General features: G+C 55.1%; 18 protein-coding genes. 13 read left to right on the top strand and 5 right to left on the bottom strand.

Features of this window, described 5'->3' with window-relative positions; genetic code table 11:
* Window positions 1–115: 115 nt before the first annotated feature.
* From CAP48_RS06465 to CAP48_RS06450, 4 genes are all read right to left on the bottom strand, one after another.
* Window positions 116–880: an ABC transporter ATP-binding protein gene (locus CAP48_RS06465; protein ID WP_100695187.1), complete on the bottom strand. Its 765-nt coding sequence runs from the start codon at window positions 878–880 to the stop codon at window positions 116–118.
* 12 nt (window positions 881–892) lie between these two features.
* Window positions 893–1648, bottom strand: a complete 756-nt coding sequence (gene hisM, locus CAP48_RS06460; protein WP_369806327.1) for a histidine ABC transporter permease HisM — start codon at window positions 1646–1648, stop codon at window positions 893–895.
* Window positions 1600–2286 (bottom strand): ABC transporter permease, encoded by a 687-nt coding sequence (locus CAP48_RS06455; protein WP_100695185.1) that lies wholly within the window; start codon window positions 2284–2286, stop codon window positions 1600–1602. The genes hisM and CAP48_RS06455 overlap by 49 nt, the downstream gene beginning before the upstream one ends.
* Window positions 2287–2444: 158 nt before the next feature.
* Window positions 2445–3221 (bottom strand): lysine/arginine/ornithine ABC transporter substrate-binding protein, encoded by a 777-nt coding sequence (locus CAP48_RS06450; RefSeq protein ID WP_100695184.1) that lies wholly within the window; start codon window positions 3219–3221, stop codon window positions 2445–2447.
* A 185-nt stretch (window positions 3222–3406) separates the two neighbouring features.
* Between CAP48_RS06450 and CAP48_RS06445 the strand changes: the two genes are divergently transcribed.
* The 10 genes from CAP48_RS06445 to CAP48_RS06395 all read left to right on the top strand — a co-directional run bounded on the left by CAP48_RS06445 (window position 3407) and on the right by CAP48_RS06395 (window position 12279).
* The gene (locus tag CAP48_RS06445) at window positions 3407–4546 is read left to right on the top strand and encodes a DUF2817 domain-containing protein (RefSeq protein WP_192871297.1); all 1140 of its coding nucleotides are present in this window, start codon (window positions 3407–3409) and stop codon (window positions 4544–4546) included.
* A 485-nt stretch (window positions 4547–5031) separates the two neighbouring features.
* A complete protein-coding gene (locus CAP48_RS06435; RefSeq protein ID WP_100695181.1) occupies window positions 5032–5418 on the top strand; it encodes a tautomerase family protein in 387 nt (128 codons plus the stop codon).
* 196 nt (window positions 5419–5614) lie between these two features.
* On the top strand, window positions 5615–6568 hold the full coding sequence (locus CAP48_RS06430; protein WP_100695180.1) for a tripartite tricarboxylate transporter substrate binding protein: 954 nt from the start codon (window positions 5615–5617) through the stop codon (window positions 6566–6568).
* Window positions 6558–7088 (top strand): tripartite tricarboxylate transporter TctB family protein, encoded by a 531-nt coding sequence (locus tag CAP48_RS06425; protein WP_242444351.1) that lies wholly within the window; start codon window positions 6558–6560, stop codon window positions 7086–7088. Before CAP48_RS06430 ends, CAP48_RS06425 begins: the two co-directional genes overlap by 11 nt.
* Complete coding sequence (locus tag CAP48_RS06420; protein ID WP_100695179.1) at window positions 7089–8579, top strand: tripartite tricarboxylate transporter permease; 1491 nt, start codon at window positions 7089–7091, stop codon at window positions 8577–8579.
* A 58-nt stretch (window positions 8580–8637) separates the two neighbouring features.
* Window positions 8638–8919, top strand: coding sequence for a hypothetical protein (locus CAP48_RS20430; protein WP_242444350.1), 282 nt, complete (start codon window positions 8638–8640; stop codon window positions 8917–8919).
* Between the two features lie 138 nt (window positions 8920–9057).
* A complete protein-coding gene (locus CAP48_RS06410) occupies window positions 9058–10179 on the top strand; it encodes an FAD-binding oxidoreductase (protein WP_100695178.1) in 1122 nt (373 codons plus the stop codon).
* Window positions 10176–10517: a (2Fe-2S)-binding protein gene (locus CAP48_RS06405; protein ID WP_100695177.1), complete on the top strand. Its 342-nt coding sequence runs from the start codon at window positions 10176–10178 to the stop codon at window positions 10515–10517. The genes CAP48_RS06410 and CAP48_RS06405 overlap by 4 nt, the downstream gene beginning before the upstream one ends.
* Window positions 10514–11905, top strand: coding sequence for an FAD/NAD(P)-binding oxidoreductase (locus CAP48_RS06400; protein WP_100695176.1), 1392 nt, complete (start codon window positions 10514–10516; stop codon window positions 11903–11905). Before CAP48_RS06405 ends, CAP48_RS06400 begins: the two co-directional genes overlap by 4 nt.
* A gap of 20 nt (window positions 11906–11925) precedes the next feature.
* Window positions 11926–12279, top strand: coding sequence for a RidA family protein (locus CAP48_RS06395; RefSeq protein WP_100695175.1), 354 nt, complete (start codon window positions 11926–11928; stop codon window positions 12277–12279).
* Window positions 12280–12440: 161 nt separating this feature from the next.
* Here CAP48_RS06395 and CAP48_RS06390 read toward each other — a convergent pair whose 3' ends face one another.
* Window positions 12441–14765 carry an acyl-CoA dehydrogenase gene (locus CAP48_RS06390; protein ID WP_100695174.1) on the bottom strand — a complete coding sequence of 775 codons (2325 nt, stop codon included), beginning with the start codon at window positions 14763–14765 and terminating at the stop codon, window positions 12441–12443.
* A 170-nt stretch (window positions 14766–14935) separates the two neighbouring features.
* Here CAP48_RS06390 and CAP48_RS06385 point away from each other — a divergent pair, with 170 nt between their 5' ends.
* From CAP48_RS06385 to CAP48_RS06375, 3 genes are read left to right on the top strand one after another with little or no spacing between them, the layout of a single operon-like run.
* On the top strand, window positions 14936–15892 hold the full coding sequence (locus CAP48_RS06385; protein ID WP_100695173.1) for a tripartite tricarboxylate transporter substrate binding protein: 957 nt from the start codon (window positions 14936–14938) through the stop codon (window positions 15890–15892).
* Window positions 15893–15905: 13 nt separating this feature from the next.
* Window positions 15906–16847, top strand: a complete 942-nt coding sequence (locus CAP48_RS06380; RefSeq protein WP_161495208.1) for a LysR family transcriptional regulator — start codon at window positions 15906–15908, stop codon at window positions 16845–16847.
* A gap of 21 nt (window positions 16848–16868) precedes the next feature.
* Entirely contained in the window at window positions 16869–17840 is a 972-nt protein-coding gene (locus CAP48_RS06375; protein ID WP_100695171.1) for a tripartite tricarboxylate transporter substrate binding protein, read from the top strand.
* Window positions 17841–17853: the final 13 nt, after the last annotated feature.

Below are 17853 nucleotides of genomic sequence, written 5' to 3'. Positions count from 1 at the left end.
ACGCGCCCACCCTACCCAGGCTATCGGGTTTGCGCTTTAAGATGCGCCCGCCAAAACCCCGGCATTCAGTTTTGATATTTGAAACGTGTCCAATCAAGCCGGACAACCCGTTTTCCTATTTGAGATTACCTGCCAGAAAGGTCGCCAGACGGGCGCTTCTGGGTTTGCTCAGAATATCACCGGGAGCACCCTCTTCTTCAACCACGCCCTGATGCAAAAACATCACATGACTGGACACCTGGCGAGCAAACGCCATTTCGTGCGTCACCATAATCATGGTGCGCCCCTCCTCGGCCAGTTTCTGCATGACACGCAGCACTTCCCCGACCAGCTCCGGATCCAAAGCTGACGTGGGCTCGTCAAACAGCATTACCTCGGGCTCCAGCGCCAGTGCACGGGCAATCGCCACGCGTTGCTGCTGCCCGCCCGACAGGTGCATGGGGTACTTTTTCAAGGTATCCAGCCCCAGCCCCACTTTAAGCAGATTGCTTTGCGCCCTGACAAGCGCTTCTTGGCGCGACAGGCCCAGAACATTGACCGGCGCGGCTATGATGTTCTCCTGCACGGTCATATGCGACCACAGATTGAAATGCTGAAACACCATGGACAGCCGGGTGCGCATATATTGCAATTGGCGGCGATCAGCCGGCACCAAAGTGCCCTTGCGCTGAACCGTGCGCAGCTCTTGGCCATGAACAAATATTCTGCCCGAGTCGGGCGTTTCTAGAAAATTGATACAGCGCAGCAGCGTGCTTTTGCCCGAGCCGCTGGAGCCGATAATACTGATGACATCGCCCTTATTGGCCAGCAGCGACACTCCCTTGAGCACCTCGTTGCTGCCGAAACGTTTGTGAATATCCTGGACGCGTAAATTTTCCATGTTGCTGACCTGTTAAATAGCGGCGGGTTTCAGAAACCCGAGCCATTTTTTCTCTGCCTTGCGAAACAGCGCAACCAGCACCATTGCCAGAATGGCGTACAGAATGGCCGCAATACCGAAGGCAGGTAAGGAATTGAATGTGGCGCTATTGACATCGCGCGCCACCTTGAGCAGTTCCGGCACGGTTGCCGTAAAAGCCAGAGAGGTAGAATGCAAAACCAGAATGACCTCGTTGCTGTAAAACGGCAACGCTCGCCTGAAGGCCGAGGGCAAAATAATCTTCGTGTACAGCCTGAAACGGGAAAATCCAAAGGCCTGCGCCGCTTCAATCTCGCCATGCGGAATGGCGCGGATGGCGCCGGCCAGCACCTCAGTCATATAGGCACAGGTGTTGATTGTGAATGCCAGAATGACGCAATTGAAACCGTCGCGAAAGAACGTCGCGAGCAGTGGCGTGCCACGCACCACGCTCAGACTGAACAGGCCGGTGTAAATAAGCAGCAACTGAACATAAAGCGGCGTGCCGCGAAAAACGAAGGTGTAAACCCGTACCGGCACGCTGACCCATCGATTGGAAGAACTGCGCCAGATCGCCATTGGGATGGCCAGCACGGTGCCAAACAGCACGGACAGCAACAAAATCCAGATGGTCATGGCCAGCCCCGTCATGGGGATGCCAAAGCCCAGGTAGACTTGCCAGTAGCGATCCAGTATTTCGCTCACAGCCGCACCTCCCGCACCCCTGCAGAATAGCGCCGGTTCAGCCATGAGAGAACGATCAGGCTGACTGCTGTCATACACAGGTAAATGGCCGCCGCCACCAGGTTGAAGAAAAACAATTGCTGGGTACTGCGACCGGCCTGCTGCGTGACCGTCACGATATCAAGCAGACCGATAATCGAGACTAGCGCGGTTGCCTTGATGATAACCTGAAGATTGTTGTTCAGCCCCGGCAAGGCAAAGCGAATCAATTGCGGCAGAAGAATCAGGCGAAATACGGTCAGTTGCGACATGCCGGTTGCGTAGCCGGCTTCAAGCTGTCCTTTGGGCACAGCCTGAATCGCACCGCGAAAGGTCTCCGTCATGTAGGCGCCATAGATAAACGAGAGCGTTGTGACGCCTGCTGAAAACGCATCCATCTGGTATTGCGGCCAGCCGGCCCAATTGCAAATGAAATTGATCAGCTCCTGCAGGTTGTAAAAAACCAGCAGCATGATCACCAGATCGGGAACGCTGCGGATCAACGTCGTGTATCCGGTGAATGTCCAGCGCAGTACGGGGTTGGGAGACAGCTTGCACAAAGCCCCGACCATACCGATGATGATCGAAAACAACAGCGTCAATAGGGTCAGCAGACAGGTTGCGAGTGTACCGGCCCATATCTGGGGTCCATATCCGTACAGCATCGGGTTCCTTAAATATCGTTATTAATAATGCTGCCGTTCGCGACACAAAGCGCCGGCCGCCAGACATCGATTACGGGGCGCGCCAGACTGCCCCAAAAATGCAAACTGCGCGGCTGCCGGCAAAACGCCGGTGGCCGCGCAGCACCGGTCAGAAAAACTTATTCGTGTTCCTTGATGCCGTACTTCTTGTAAGCGTCAAGGATTTTTGCGTATTCACCGTCTTGCTTCATATCAGCAAGTGCCTTGTCGATCTTGTTTTTGAGTTCCGTATCTTCCTTGCGCAGGCCGATACCGTTGCCATTTCCAAAAACGTCAGCGTCAGAGACAGCCTCTCCGACGAGCTTGAAATTCTTGCCATCGGGGCTATCGAAGAAGATGGTTGCGGCAGCGGCATCCTGCAGCGTGGCATCAACACGACCCAGCGCCAGATCCTGCTTTGCCAGATCGTCATTCTGGTAGGAAACCAGATTAATGCCCTTGCCTGTCCAGTGCTTATCGGCATAGGCGGCCTGGGTAGTGCCCTGCACCACGCCCACGGTCTTGCCTTTAAGCGATTCGGCAGTCGTATCCAGGCCATCACTGTTGGCGGGAACCATCAGGCGAGTGGAACTAGCGTACATCACATCTGAAAACAGCACCTGCTTCTCGCGCTCTTTGGTAATTGTCATACCTGACAGAATACCGTCTATTTTCTTGGCCTTGAGGGCCGGAATCACGCCATCGAAATTCATGCGGATCCACTCGCAGTCGGCTTCAATACGTTTACAAATGGATTTGCCCATATCGACATCAATACCCACCAGTTCGCCTTGCGGATTAACCGATTCAAAAGGCGCGAAGGTGGGATCGATTCCCAGACGCAGCTTGACGGGCGCAGCAGACGCCACCGTGGGCAATAGTGCAGCCAGCACTGCCGCAACAAAAAGTTTCTTCATTCCTAACCCCAGGAAACATATCGTAAAATGATTGCAGTAGTATAACGCCTTGTCCCTGTTTCTCCGGTGGGATTGCAAGCAGGTTACAACGCGCGGACACGAGATTTTTGCATAAATTGCCCGCCCGCTCCCTGATTTTGCTCCAAACCCATGTTTTTCTTGTCTTTTGGCCAAAAAATTCGCTCATGACCCGCTTTGACTCCGCCGATTTGCCTATTTTCCGCCTGGCGCCCGACCAGCTGACCTACTCGCAGTTGCGGGCCTCTTTCCTGAAGGCCGCCCATCATCGCGGCGCCTTGCTGCATTCCTACCCGCATCCGCTCAAGGGCGTGGAAAATGAGAATTTGTGTACTGATGTCGCGGTAGCCGGCGACCCCAATGCCGACAAATGGCTGGTCGTGGTGTCCGGCACCCATGGCGTGGAAGGCTACTACGGCTCCATCTGCCAGACCCGCTTCCTGCTGGAACAGGAGGTCAGTCCGGCGGCGGGCGTGGGCATCCTGTTTATCCACCTGATCAACCCCTGGGGCACATCGTGGAAACGACGGGTAAATGAAGACAATATGGATCTGAACCGCAACTATCTGGATTTTGACCAGCCATTGCCGGCAAATCCCGGATACGAAGCAGTACATGATCTGTTTGCGACCGACATTCGCGACACTGCCAGACGGCAGGCACGGGACGAGCGCTGGGACCAGATGGTGCGAGAAAAGGGCTATGCGGCGCTCATGAACATTGTCGAAGCCGGGCAGTATCGTCACCGGGACGGCCTGTATTACGGTGGAGACAAACCAAGCTGGTCCAATCTGACCCTGCATAAAGTCCTGAAAAATCATCTGCCTACGCACGCCACGGAGATCATCAGCTTTGACCTGCACACCGGAGCGGGTCCGTTCGGCCATCCCATGCTGATGGCCATTGCCGAACAGCAGTACCCTGGCATCGCGCGAGCCCAATCCATATACGGTCCATGGTTATACACCGTGATTACGGGGGCCGACAACGCCAGCGATACCGGCATCTCGGCGGCTGCTACCGGCTATACCTCAGCCGCCATGGTCAAGCTATTCAGTGACCGCCAGTTTACCCAGCTGGTTGTCGAATGTGGCACCTATGACAGTCAGCAAGTGGGCCAGCCCGCCTTGCTGGCAGATCACTTCCTGCATTTGCATGGTGATCCGGCCAGCGCCGAAGGACAAAAAATCAAACGACGATTGCTGGACTTTTTCTTTCCCGTCGATCCCGACTGGCAGGCGCTGGTGCAATTCAGAACGCGCCAGATCCTGGAGCGGGCCGTTCATGCGCTGCGCAACCCGCTGTAGTCTGTTTGCTTTATTGACATTCAAAGAAGGGGCGCTCTTACAGCGCCCCTTCCTTTATGGCATTTATTCCTGGCTCACAACCGGCGAGCGCCGGATCATCTGCGAACGCAGAATCTGCACAGCGCAGCGGCGCGCCGTGCAGATTGTCCAACCGATCGTGTCACATACACTGCCTCGATTGGTCGGGCGCGACATTCGGACATAAAACGGCGCACCTTCGGCCGTTGTCGATAAATAAAAGTTGGCCCGATACGCACAATGCATTCACAGGCGCGATCAAGGCAGGACGGTCCGTGGGTACAGCAACAACGGTCACTGTTGAAGCGGCGCTACCCTCATTTTCGTCACCTTAAAGAAACTGTAAATTCGTCAACGGATGGCATCCGAGCCGCTTTTCGATACAATCGCAAAAGGTGACAGATGCAGCTTCGAACCCTGTCCCCGTTTCATTACCACATTTCATTCAATAACGAGACACAGCTATCATGCCCATTCTTCAAGTCCAGGTCACTGCCGGCCGCAGCCAGCAACAGAAAACCGCTTTTCTTCAAAATGCCACCAAAGTCATAGAGCAAACGCTGAACGCCGCCTTGCCCAGCATCCGTATATCCCTGCAGGAAATTGAACAGCAGGATTCGATTGTTGCCGGCCAGATCGGGGCAGACTTTGTCAATATCGAAGCTTTCCTGCTGGCAGGAAGGAACGATGAGCTCAAGGCCAATTTCATGGAAGCAATCAACAAGACAGCCGCCACCACCCTGAACGTACCGGATACCTGTATTCGTACACTTGTGATCGATGTCGCGCCGGAACACATGGGTGTCCAGGAAGGACTGAGCGCCAGGGCATTCAAGGCCAGAAACGCCGGCTGAGCACCACGATAAAGCAAACGAATGCCGCCGCTGGACGGCACTGCGTGTAAAAACCGACAGTGCCTTGCGCGGTTCCTTGCCACGCATTGACGCCGGTGCTGGCTGCCCGCTCCATTTCCCTTATTGACAATACATCCTGATCCAACCTATTCTTCCCGAATAATTGTCAATTACAACAAAACCCTTCGGAGCGGACATGAAACTATCAGGCATTCTACGGTCGTGCATTGCGGCCACCACATTCTTTGCCGCAACAGCCAGCGCGCAGGTCAGCGTCATGCTGCCAGCCAATCCTGGCGGCGGCTGGGATGGCACCGGCAGGCAGGCCTTCTCGGCCATGAGCAAAGCCGGCATTTATACCGGCAGCGTCAACTTCACCAACAAAGGCGGTGCAGGCGGCACCATCGGCCTGGCCGAATTCCAGAATGGCACGGCCGGCAAACCGGATAATCTGGCGATATTTGGTGCCATTACCGTGGGTGCGATCACCCTTAACAAATCGCCGATTGATCTGTCCAAGTTCAAGCCGGTGGCGCGCCTGACGGCCGAATACCTGGTGCTTGCAGTACGCCCCGATTCCCCATACAAAACGCTGGCCGATTTTGCCAAGGCCCTTAAGGAAAATCCCGGCGGCACGCCGGTAGGCGGGGGTTCGGCAGGGGGAGTTGACCATATTGCCCTGGCCCTGTTTGCGCAGGCCAGCGATACACCAGTCAACAAACTCAATTACATTCCGCAGGCCGGCGGCGCCGATACGGTTACGGGCATTGTCAATGGCACGCTCAAGGCTGGCATTTCGGGCATTTCCGAATTTCAGCAATTTGCCAAGGCTGGTCGAGTCAAAATACTGGGCATTACCTCCGCAGAACGCATGGAAGGACTGGACGCTCCCACCTTCAAGGAAGCCGGCTACGATGTGGAACTGGCGAACTGGCGTGGCGTGCTCGGTTCCGTCGATATGCCTGAAGATAATTACAAACTGTGGGTCGACCGTTTTACCCAGCTGAACGAAAGCGACGACTGGAAGCAGACAATGGCAACACAGGGCTGGGATCAATTCTTCCTGGCGGGTCCTGATTTCGGCGACTTTATCAAAGAAGAAAATGACCGCATCAACAAAATCCTGAAGGACGCCGGCCTTGCACAATAAGCAATCGCAGTCGCCAGAAAACGAAACGGCGGCAACGCCTGTAGGTGGGGGTGCCCGGCCCTGGTGGCTGGGCATCGCCGTGGTCCTGTTAGGCTGCGTCTGCCTGTATGCCACCACCACCTTGCCAGCGACAGCGCAGTACGCCGCCATCGGCCCAGGCATGTTTGTCACCGTCGCCGGCGGCGGCCTGCTTCTGCTTGGTATCCTGCTACTGATTCAGATCGCGCGCGGCGAGCGCTTCGAGGCGCAGGATACGGAAAATGCGAGCGGCCATCTGCCCATGGACAAGCGGGCTTTTTTTACTGCGCTGGCTGCAACCATCGTGCCCGCGCTGACTATGCAAGTGCTTGGCCTGCCCGTTACCGCCATGTTGTCATTCATGCTGGTGGCCCGCGCTTTCGGTTCGAAAAAAATCATCATGGACTTGATTACCGGCGCCATTCTCGGTTCAGTATGCTGGTTTCTTTTTTCACGCCTGGGTTTGCAGCTCGGCGGCTTTCTTCCCCTGGCAGGCTTCTGAATGGACACCCTCGGCTTATTGCTGCAAGGCTTTGACATTGCCCTGCAACCCATGAACCTTTTCTGGGCACTGGTCGGTTCGATGCTGGGCACCGCCATTGGCATCCTGCCTGGCATCGGCCCGGCCCTGACCATCGCCCTGCTGCTGCCGGTCACCGTATCGGTCGGGCCCGTCTCGGCTTTCATCATGTTCGCCGGCGTGCTTTACGGCGCCATGTATGGCGGCTCCACCACATCAATCCTGATCAATACGCCGGGCGAGTCCGGCTCCATGATGACTGCGCTAGAGGGCAACAAAATGGCGCGCTCCGGGCGTGGCGCTGCCGCCCTGGCCACGGCCGCCGTCGGCTCTTTCGTGGCAGGCACCATTGCCACCATGCTGCTGACATTTGCGGCCCCCTCCATTGCCGAAATCGCCTTTTACTTCAAGCCCGCAGACTATTTTGCCCTGACCTTTCTAGCCTTTACTTCTGTAGCTGTCGTGATGGGCGCCTCAAGGGTGCGCGGCTTTATCTCCCTGTTCATCGGCCTGGCGCTGGGAGTGATCGGTATCGACAAAATGACCGGACAACCACGCATGACATTCGGCGCCAGCGCATTACTGGACGGGATGGAACTGACTGTCGTGCTGGTGTCTCTGTTTGCGATTGGCGAGATTATTTACGTTGCCAGCCGCTACCGGCATCAACACGACAAGGTCCTGCCAATCAAGGGCGGAATCTGGATGACAAAGGAAGAATGGAAGCGTTCTTACATGCCCTGGCTACGCGGCACCGCCATTGGCTTTCCGATGGGCGCGTTGCCCGGCGGCGGCTCCGAAATTCCGACCATGCTGTCCTATACGCTGGAGAAAAAACTGTGCAAAAAGAAAGAGGAATTTGGTACCGTAGGCGCCATTGAAGGCGTGGCCGGCCCCGAAGCGGCCAACAACGCAGCGGCAGCCGGGGTGCTGGTGCCTTTGCTTACGCTGGGGCTGCCTACCTCTGCCACCGCGGCAATTTTGCTGGCAGCGTTCCAGAACTTCGGACTGCAGCCGGGTCCGTTTTTGTTTACCTCCAACCCCGAACTCATTTGGGGGCTGATCGCCTCGCTGTATGTCGGCAACGTGATGCTGCTGATCCTGAACCTGCCGCTGGTGGGCATGTGGGTCAAACTGCTACTTATCCCCAAGCCGCAACTATACGCCGGGATTCTGGTATTTGCCATGATCGGCATCTGGGGCGTATCGGGGTCAAGTTTTGACCTGGCCTGCATGGTCGCCATCGGCCTGATGGGATATGTCATGCGTGTTTATGACTTTCCCATTGCGCCGATCCTGATCGGCCTGATTCTGGGCCCTATGGCCGAGAATCAGCTCAGAACCGCGCTGGCAGCAGCACAGGGCAACCCGGCCGTGCTAGTCGAAACGCCCATTTCAATTGTCATTCTGACCGTAGCGGTGCTGTTTTTGCTGGTGCCAATCGTCCTGAGGAAACTGCGCAAGGCAGCATAAAGCAACGCCGTTATTGGATGAGATCGCTGCGTTTGCATGTTTGGTATTCTGGCTGACAATGAGACATATCATTGTCATTGCCTTTCTCCCGATTCCCTGCGCTTTGTTCTGGCTTCATCGGCCGGCATGGATTCGCAAGGTTACCCTGAAGCGGGTTTCTTTGAAATGGCAACGTGATGGCCTGGCGCCGGGAAACCGCAAGCATATTCGTCGTATCATATCGCTATCGGCGCTGCCGGGTCTTACCGGCGGCTGGCTGCTATTATTTATTCAGTCCTGCGATGAACTCACCATGTCGGTCTTCGTTACAACACCTGGCACAACGACACTGCCGGTCTGAATGTACAAGCTTATTGCGCAAACCATAGACCCCCTAGCCACATCAGTGTCGGCAATATTGATTATTGCGACCGTAATTATGATGATCTCGCGGTCCGTCTGGTAGGTTTGGATAGCGTGCTGATTGGGAACGGTGGAAATGCACAACACAGAAATAATTGTTATTGGCGGCGGTATCGTCGGCGCAAGCGTGGCTTTCGGGCTGGCCCGTCGCAATGCCAAAGTCATCATGCTGGACGAAGGCGACACCGCCTTTCGCGCATCGCGCGGCAATTTCGGATTGGTGTGGGTGCAGGGAAAAGGCTACGGCTTTTCTGCGTATACCCGCTGGACCCTGCAATCGGCCCGCGACTGGCCAAGCCTGGCCAGCGAACTGACGCAACGCACGGGAATCGATGCGTATCTGCAGCAACCGGGGGGCTTCGTCTTATTTACCAACCAGGCCGACATGGACGCCCAGCGGCAACTGATGCACAGCATCAAGGCCTCGGTAGACGAGAAGTATGACTACACATTCATGTCGCCGTCAGAAGTGCGCAAGTACATTCCTGCAATCGGCCCCAAAGTGATCGGTGCCTGTTATACGTCCATGGACGGCCATGTCAATCCGCTCAAACTGCTGCCGGCATTGCAGCAGGCGGCACGCCAGCTGGGCGTTGATTACCGATACAACAGCCATGTCGAGCAGATTGGCCATCAAGCGGGCCGCTTTATCGTCACCACTGGCAGCGGCGACAAGTATTCGGCACAGAAAATTGTACTCTGTGCCGGCCTGGGCAACAAGCGACTGGGCCAGTTTGTCGGCCTGCACGTTCCGGTAGAACCGAATCAGGGGCAGGTCATGATCGGCGAGCGCTGTGCCCCTTTCCTGGCCTATCCGACCATGCATGTGCGGCAGACGAATGAAGGCACGATACAGATCGGCGATTCGATGGAAGACGTGGGATATGACGACACAACACGATTGTCATTACAGCAAGACATCGCCCGGCGGGCCATCGATTATTTTCCTGCGCTAGCCGACATGCGCATCATCCGATGCTGGGCGGCGCTGCGGATCATGTCGCCCGACGGCATGCCGATCTATCAGGAATCGTCCGACATGCCCGGCGCCTACGTGGTGACCTGTCACAGCGGCATTACACTGGCGGCCAATCATGTATTCACAATTCCCGACTGGATTCTGCGCGGCGCCGCTGCCCAAACCATCGCCCCATTCTCCAATCAGCGCTTCTGCAATTTGAACAGAGATCAATCATGAACAGGTTACTTTTCAGAACCGTACATACCAATAGAGGCGAGGCATCTGCCCAGACCGTTTCCTTTGATTTCGAAGGCCGACAACTGAGCGCACCCAAAGGCATCACCGTAGCCGCGGCACTCATGCAAAACCAGGTTCTGCATTTTCGCAACTCGCCGGTCAGCGGGCAGCCCCGAGCGCCTTACTGCCAGATGGGTGTCTGCTTCGAATGTCTGGTGCAGATCAATGGCGTGCAAAACCGGCAAAGCTGCATGACAACCATCGAAGACGGCATGGTTATCCGGATGCAGCAGGGCCAGACCGCGTTTACGGTGATCCAGGCAGGTGAAGAACAATGAGTACTCATACCAATGTCGCCATCATCGGCGCGGGACCTGCCGGTATGACTGCAGCCGCCCAACTGGCAAACTGGAATTACTCGGTCATCGTTCTGGATGAACAGGCACAAGTCGGCGGCCAGATCTGGCGCAACATCATGAATTCATCAACCGCACTTGCCGGCATTTTGGGGCCCGATTATGCGGCGGGCGCCACCGTAGCCGCGCAGTTTGCTGCCAGCAGTGCACAACATTTGCGTGGCGCCTCTGTATGGAACCTGACACGCGAGCGTCAGCTTCATTATTTGCACGAGGGGCAAACGCATACGCTAACGGCCGATGCAGTGATTCTGGCGACAGGAGCCATGGAACGCCCCTTCCCCATTCCCGGCTGGACCCTGCCTGGCGTCATGGGCGCCGGCGCCGCACAGGTATTGCTCAAGGGGTCCGGCACGGTGCCGGCCACACCCGTTGTGATTGCCGGCTGTGGCCCCCTGCTCTATCTGATTTGCTGGCAGTACTTGCGGGCCAATGTGCAGATTACCGCTGTATTGGACACCAGCTCGGGCCGGGATATTTTTCAGGCGAGTCCGGCGTTGCTCAAGGGGCTTGCTGCATTCGGTGACATCCGCAAGGGCCTGTCCCTGATCAACGCCATTAAGAAAAAAAAGATTCCCTTTTACCGTGGCGTGCAAAAACTGCGCGTGCTGGGTAAGGCCAGCGTGCGTTCAATCACATTTGAACACAGGGGGCAAACCCATGAGCTAGGTACCAACCTGGTTCTGCTGCACCAGGGCGTCGTTCCCAATACGCAGTTTACCTGGCTGTTGCGCGCCGCCCACGACTGGTCCGAAACAGGCGCATGCTGGATCCCCAAAGCGGATGCCTGGGGCCGCCTGCAAGACCTTGACGGTATTTATCTTGCCGGTGACGGCCAGGGCATTGCCGGCGCCCAGGCTGCCGTTACCCGCAGCCAGCTTGCTGCACTGGCCGTAGACGCCCAATTAAACCCGACGCAATCGGCGTCTGTTGAGAGCCGCAGCACAGCATTGCTATCACAACTGAATAAGGATATGGCGCTGCGCCCATTTCTGGATACCGCCTACCAGCCCAAACGCGAGAACCGGATCCCCCGGGACGACACGATTGTTTGCCGCTGCGAAGAAGTGACTGCCGGGCAAATCCGCGAGTTTGTTAAACAAGGCTGTATGGGGCCGAACCAGGCCAAGTCATTCAGCCGCTGCGGGATGGGGCCTTGCCAGGGTCGCATGTGCGGGCTCACGGTGACCGAAGTGATTGCCGACCAATTGAAGGTTACGCACTCTCAGGTAGGCTATTACCGGATACGCGCACCGCTTAAGCCGGTTACACTATCCGAACTGGCTTGTGCCACCAATTCTGAATTCTGATTTTTTCACAGGAGTAAACGATGTCATCTATAGAACGTTTCGAAACCAACAAGCGCATGAGCCGCGTCGTCAAATACAACGGCACTCTGTTTCTGAGTGGCCTGACAGCCGATAATCCTGACGAGGACGTACAGGGCCAGACACGCAGCATTCTGGCAAAAATTGAAAAATATCTGGAAGCGCACGGCTCATCCAAAGACAAACTGCTGACCGCCCAAATCTGGCTCAAGGATATTGACAAGGATTTCGCCGGCATGAACGAAGTCTGGGACAGCTGGCTTCCCGAAGGCGCCGCACCGACACGCGCCACCGGTGAATCCAAACTGGCCTCGCCCAAGCTGCTGGTTGAGATCATCGTCTCGGCAGCCGTATAAACTGACGAAAAAGGCAACGTATGAGTTATCACTGCCAAAGTGACATGGTCATTGTCGGCGGTGGTATCCGTGGCGTTGCCGCTACCTGCTTTCTGAGCAAAAAAGTCTTTCTGTCGTCTTGCTGGACCGCGACGCTTGTCACGTTTCATTGCTGCGCTCGATTAGACTGGCAAGTTCAGCACATGTCTGGCAACAATATTGCGCTGTATTTCATTTGTACCACCATAAATGGTTGTCACCATGGAGTGGGTGAATGGAGCCAGGCTATTGATCACCGTATCATCTTCATAGCGCGTGTCGTCAAACTCGCCCCCGTGCTCATGCGCCACGCTGGCCAGCGCCAGGCCGATTCGCATATAGGTTTCCGTCGCCCAGATTTTAAGCAGCGATATCGACGGCGGCAGGTCAATGCCGTTTTTGACGTATCCGGCAAACATTGAAAACAGACTTTCCAGATCTGCAATGTCCATACGCAATTGTGCATAGCGTTGCAGGAAATGTTCACTTTCAAACAGATTTTCCTGCCTGGCAAGCGTAGTCAGTATGGAAAACGCATGTTGTGACTGCTGCGGGCTTCCTGCAAAAATACGTTCAAATCCAAGCAAGGCTTTAGCGATGGTCCATCCTTCATTGAGCCGGCCGACAAGATTTGCCTGCGGCACTCTGACCTCATCGAAAAACACCTCGCAAAACTCCTGATCCCCCAGCAAATTGGTAATGGGCGACACAGTAATGCCGGGAGAGGACAAATCAATCAGAAGAAAACTGATGCCCGCCTGCTTCTTGACTGTCTTGTCTGTTCGTACCAGGGCAAAGATATGTGTTGCATTGTGGGCCAGGGTTGTCCAGATTTTCTGTCCATTGACAATGAAATCATCACCGTCGGCCACGGCCTCGGTTTTCAGAGAAGCCAGATCCGATCCGGCGTTCGGCTCAGAATAGCCCTGACACCAGATATGCTCTCCTGACAAGATTTTAGGCAGATATGTCTGCTGTTGCTCTGCTGTGCCGTGCTTGATCAGGACAGGTCCCAGATTGATGATGCCCTGGTCGGGCAGCCGGGCCACACCATAATTTTCCATTTCCTCGAAAAAAATAAGCTGCTTCTCGGGCGTCAGTCCCATTCCTCCGAAATCCTTGGGCCAGGCGGGCGCCAGCCAGCCCTTGTCAGACAGCAAACGATACCAGTCTCTGACTTCAGACCAGTACAGCCTGCGTGCAACATGCCGCAAAGACGGCGGATAATTATCCGCCAGAAATTGGCGTACCATGGACGCAAACTGCCTGTCGGTCATCGCATTCAGATCCCCGTTATGATCTGCTGGAGCGACATCCGCTGTTTCGCTGTCATGGCTTTGGACATTGAGCTGGCCACTGATATAGCGAAGACGATGGCTGTCCTCATTACCCAGCCACGCAGACAGATTAAGGGCGCGTTTCAGGTAAATACCAACATCGAGTTCATCTGTATAGCCGATCGCGCCATGCAGCTGGACGGCAAGACTGGAGACGGACACTGCAACCTGATTGGCGCGTGCCTTGACCAAACTGGCCATGGCCGAGAGCGTGATATCGCCTTTGTAATAGGCAGTCCAGGTTTCCTTCAGGGACGCCGACAACAGCAGAATATGCATATAGGCATCAACCATCCGATGCTGTAATGCCTGGTTCGCTCCAATCGGCCTGCCAAATTGCTCCCGGGTTTTCAGATATTCAAGCGTAATATTGAACACACGTGCGGAAACACCCAGCAATTCATGACTGACAACAAATCGGCCCGCATCAAGCGCCTTGTCCAGCGCGAGTCTGACGGTACTGCCGCTTGCAAGAATACGTTCCCTGGAGACCACAACATCAAACGTCAGATGGGCCATGAACGAACCGTCAATCCGACGCACGCTCTGCACTTTGACGCCTTCGTCGTTACGATCGACCCACACCAGAATATCTTCCCCGTCTTGTGAGCACGGGACCAGCCATCCATCTGCGCCATTGCCAGGGCTGACCCATTTTTTTCGTCCTCTTAGGCGAAACAGCGAATCTTCTGGCGTCAGCCGTGTGGCCACATCGCTTACATTCAGCTCGCCGGCTTTTTCCTGCCAAGCCAAGCCGCAAATCAGCTCTCCCTGCGCAATGCGCCTCAAGAGGTCATCTACAGAATCGGAGGGCGCAATCTCAAGCAGGGCGAGCACTGGAATGACAGCGGCGGCGGCATACGGCTCGGGAATCGGCGTCTCGCCAATAACGGTTGCAATAGCCGCGCTTGCATCAAGCCCCAGCCCGAGCCCCCCTCTTTGCTCGGGAATGATGGCCGAGATCCAGCCTGCATCGGCAAGCTTGCTCCACATCAGCTTTTCAAAACCCGGGGCGTTATCTCTCATGCGTCGCAATCTGGTCAGGGACGATTCACTTTGAATCAGACGACGCGCGCTTTCGGCGAATTCCCGGTTCGACTCTGCGATTAGCTCATTGATTTCAAATGCCATGAATAGATGCCTCCGTAAGCTTCAGATGATTTTGTTTGTGCCCATTCATCATAAATCGATTCAATTGCGCGAGATATAACACAATGCATTATTCAGATATCACATATTTGACATATCAAAACAGCTGTACCTGAAATAGAATCGATAAAAACAACGAACAGGAGACAAACATGAAACAAGCCGCTTGCCTTGCCGCGATGCTTGCCATTATTCCTGCAGCTTCGGTGCATGCAGCCGCTTTTCCCGAGAAACCAGTAACAATCATCGTTCCTTATTCCGCTGGCGGTATCACAGACCAGATCGGGCGCATACTGGCCAACAAACTGGGCCAGACATGGAAGCAGCCTGTGGTCGTGGAGAACAAACCCGGTGCCGGCGCAGCCATCGGCACTGCGGCAGTGGCCAATGGCAAAGCGGATGGCTATCAGTTGCTGATTGGAAGCGTGGGCATGGTTACCAATCAGTTCATGCTCAAATCCCTTCCGTATAAGCCAGAAGACCTGGAACCGTTACTGCAGATCTCCGAAGCGCCGAATGTTCTGTACGCCAGATCGTCGTTGCCCGTCACATCTGTCAGCGAGCTGGTTGAGTACGCCAGGAAAAATCCCGGCAAGCTCACCTTTGCCAACGCCGGGATTGGTTCCAGCCCGCATCTTGCAGCTGCGCTTTTCCAGGACAAAGCGAAAATTAGCGCCACCGACGTCCCATACCGCGGCACCTCGGCTGCAATTGCCGATTTTCTGGGCGGACAGGTAGACGCGTACTTTGACACCATGCAGTCGATGCCCTATGTGAGACAGGGGAAACTGACAGTCCTGGGCGTGGCCGCGCAAAAACGTGTGCCCAGTCATCCAGAAGTCCCGACCATGGCCGAGTCGGGCATCCCGGATGTTCTGGCCGGCAGCTGGTTCGGCGTATTCATTCCCGCCAAAACCCCTGAAACCATTAAGGCAGAAATCAGCCGCGCCATCGCAGATGCGATGCAGGATTCGCAAACCCGCAACAAGATCGAAGGTCTGGGCACCGTCATTCAGGTTCGCGATCGGCAGCAGTTCAAACAATTTCTTGATCAGGAAACGCAACGCTGGGGCAGTCTTATCAAACGCCTGAATATCGCCGGCAGTTAGCATGAAGACGATCATGAGTGAAAATTCCACCGCAAAAACCGGCGACAGCCCTGTCAATTGGGACATTAAATCGTTGCGGATTTTTATTCTTGTAGCGCGCGTAGGCAATCTCACCAAAGCGGGCGTCGAGCTGGGGATGTCGCAGTCAGCGATCAGCCGGTATCTGTCGAATCTGGAAAAGCGGGCAGGCGGTTACCTGTTTCAGAGACACGGCAGAGGTGTATCCCTTTCCGAATTGGGGCAGCGCATCTATCCGCTTGTGGAAAAGATACTGGAGGATCTGGGCGAGCTTTCGGAAATCGTCCGCGAAGAAGCAGAAAGACTCAGCGGACTGGTTCGCATCGGTACGCTGCCTTCACTGTCAAGAGACATATTCGTGCCGCTGTTTTTTCTGATGCAAAAAGAGTTCCCCGGTGTGCGCCTGAAAATTCAGGAAGGCTCTGGCGGCCAAATTGACAACTGGCTTTTGACCCAGCAAATTGATATTGGCCTGCCCTATCGAAATAATAATGAAAGCCAGTATGCCGACGAATCTATTATTCAAATGCAGTCTTACCTGGTTGGCCCGGTTGGCGACAGGCTTACCAGAGGTGCCACCGTCGCATTTAAAAAAATGCACCAAATCCCCTTGATTTTGCCAAGTAAGCCCAGTGCAGTTCGGATGAAACTGGACGAACTGGCCAGAAGAGAAAAGATACACCTGAATGTCGTCCTTGATGCCGATTCTGGCCTGATGCAAAAGTGCATTTCCGAACAACAGGGAGGCTACACCGTTTTGCCCTGGCACGCTATTAAGGAAGAAGTCGAGAATCGGCAAATTCAGGCTACACGTATCGTCGAGCCGGAAATTTCGCGAAATATTTCGATTGTGGTGAACAACAATCCATCGAAAGCGACCCGGACAGTGAGCCGAATCATACGCTCTCTGTTTGATAAAAGTCGTATCCACCAGTAAACCGCCTCCCAAGGAGACAATATGAAAACAGTGCTTTCCATCTCTTCTGTCATAACAGCGTTACTGCTGTGCACTGGCGCACAGGCAGCCGACACCCGGAAATTTCCCAATAAACCGCTACGAATGGTCGTGCCGTTTGCTCCTGGCGGCGGGGCGGATATGACCGCGAGAATCATCAGCGAAACGCTGGCAAAAAAACTTGGACAGCCTGTCATTGTTGAAAACAAGGCCGGCGCCGGAGCCACAATTGGAGCCGCTTACGTTGCAAGATCCGCCCCCGATGGATACACGATCCTGTACACGACGCCCGGTCCGCAGATTACCAATCCTCATCTGATGAAATCCCTGCCCTACGAGCCTTCGGATCTGCGGCCGGTCTCCAAGGTGTCCATTGCTCCAAGCGTGCTGGTCATTAACAGTAATCTGCCGGTCAAATCGGTGGACGAATTGATTTTGCTTGCCAAGAAGAAACCAGGCGAGATCCGCTATGCCAGCGCAGGCATTGGCGCAAGCAGTCACCTGAACGGCGAGCTATTGCAGACCATGGCAGATATCAAGTTGCAACATATCCCGTATAAGGGAACCGGAGAGGCGCTCAAGGATATTGTCGGTGGTAATACAGACATGGCAATCGACACACTGGCCGTGTATATGCCATATATCAAAGCCGGCAAACTGACGCCGCTGGGTGTAACTACTCCCAAAGAAATATCCCTGCTTCCCGGTATCGAACCAATCGGCAAATCACTTCCCGGATATGACGCGTCGCCGATGAACTACCTGTCGGTTCCGGCAAACACGCCCGACGACATCGTCAGCATTCTGAACAAAGCCGTCAACGCGGCCATTCAGGAGCCGGACGTCAAAGACAAGCTGCTCCAACAGGGGATTCTTGCCGAGGGAAGCAGCCAGCAGGAAATAGAGGCACTGATTGGCAAAGAACAGGTCAAATGGCAAAAAGTCATTGACGGTGCCGACCTGTCGCCCAAGTAGTCTCTCCCTTTCT

Origin of the sequence: Advenella sp. S44, assembly GCF_002810445.1 — a bacterium.
Taxonomy (GTDB): domain Bacteria; phylum Pseudomonadota; class Gammaproteobacteria; order Burkholderiales; family Burkholderiaceae_B; genus Advenella.
This window is presented reverse-complemented; position numbering and strand designations above follow the sequence as displayed.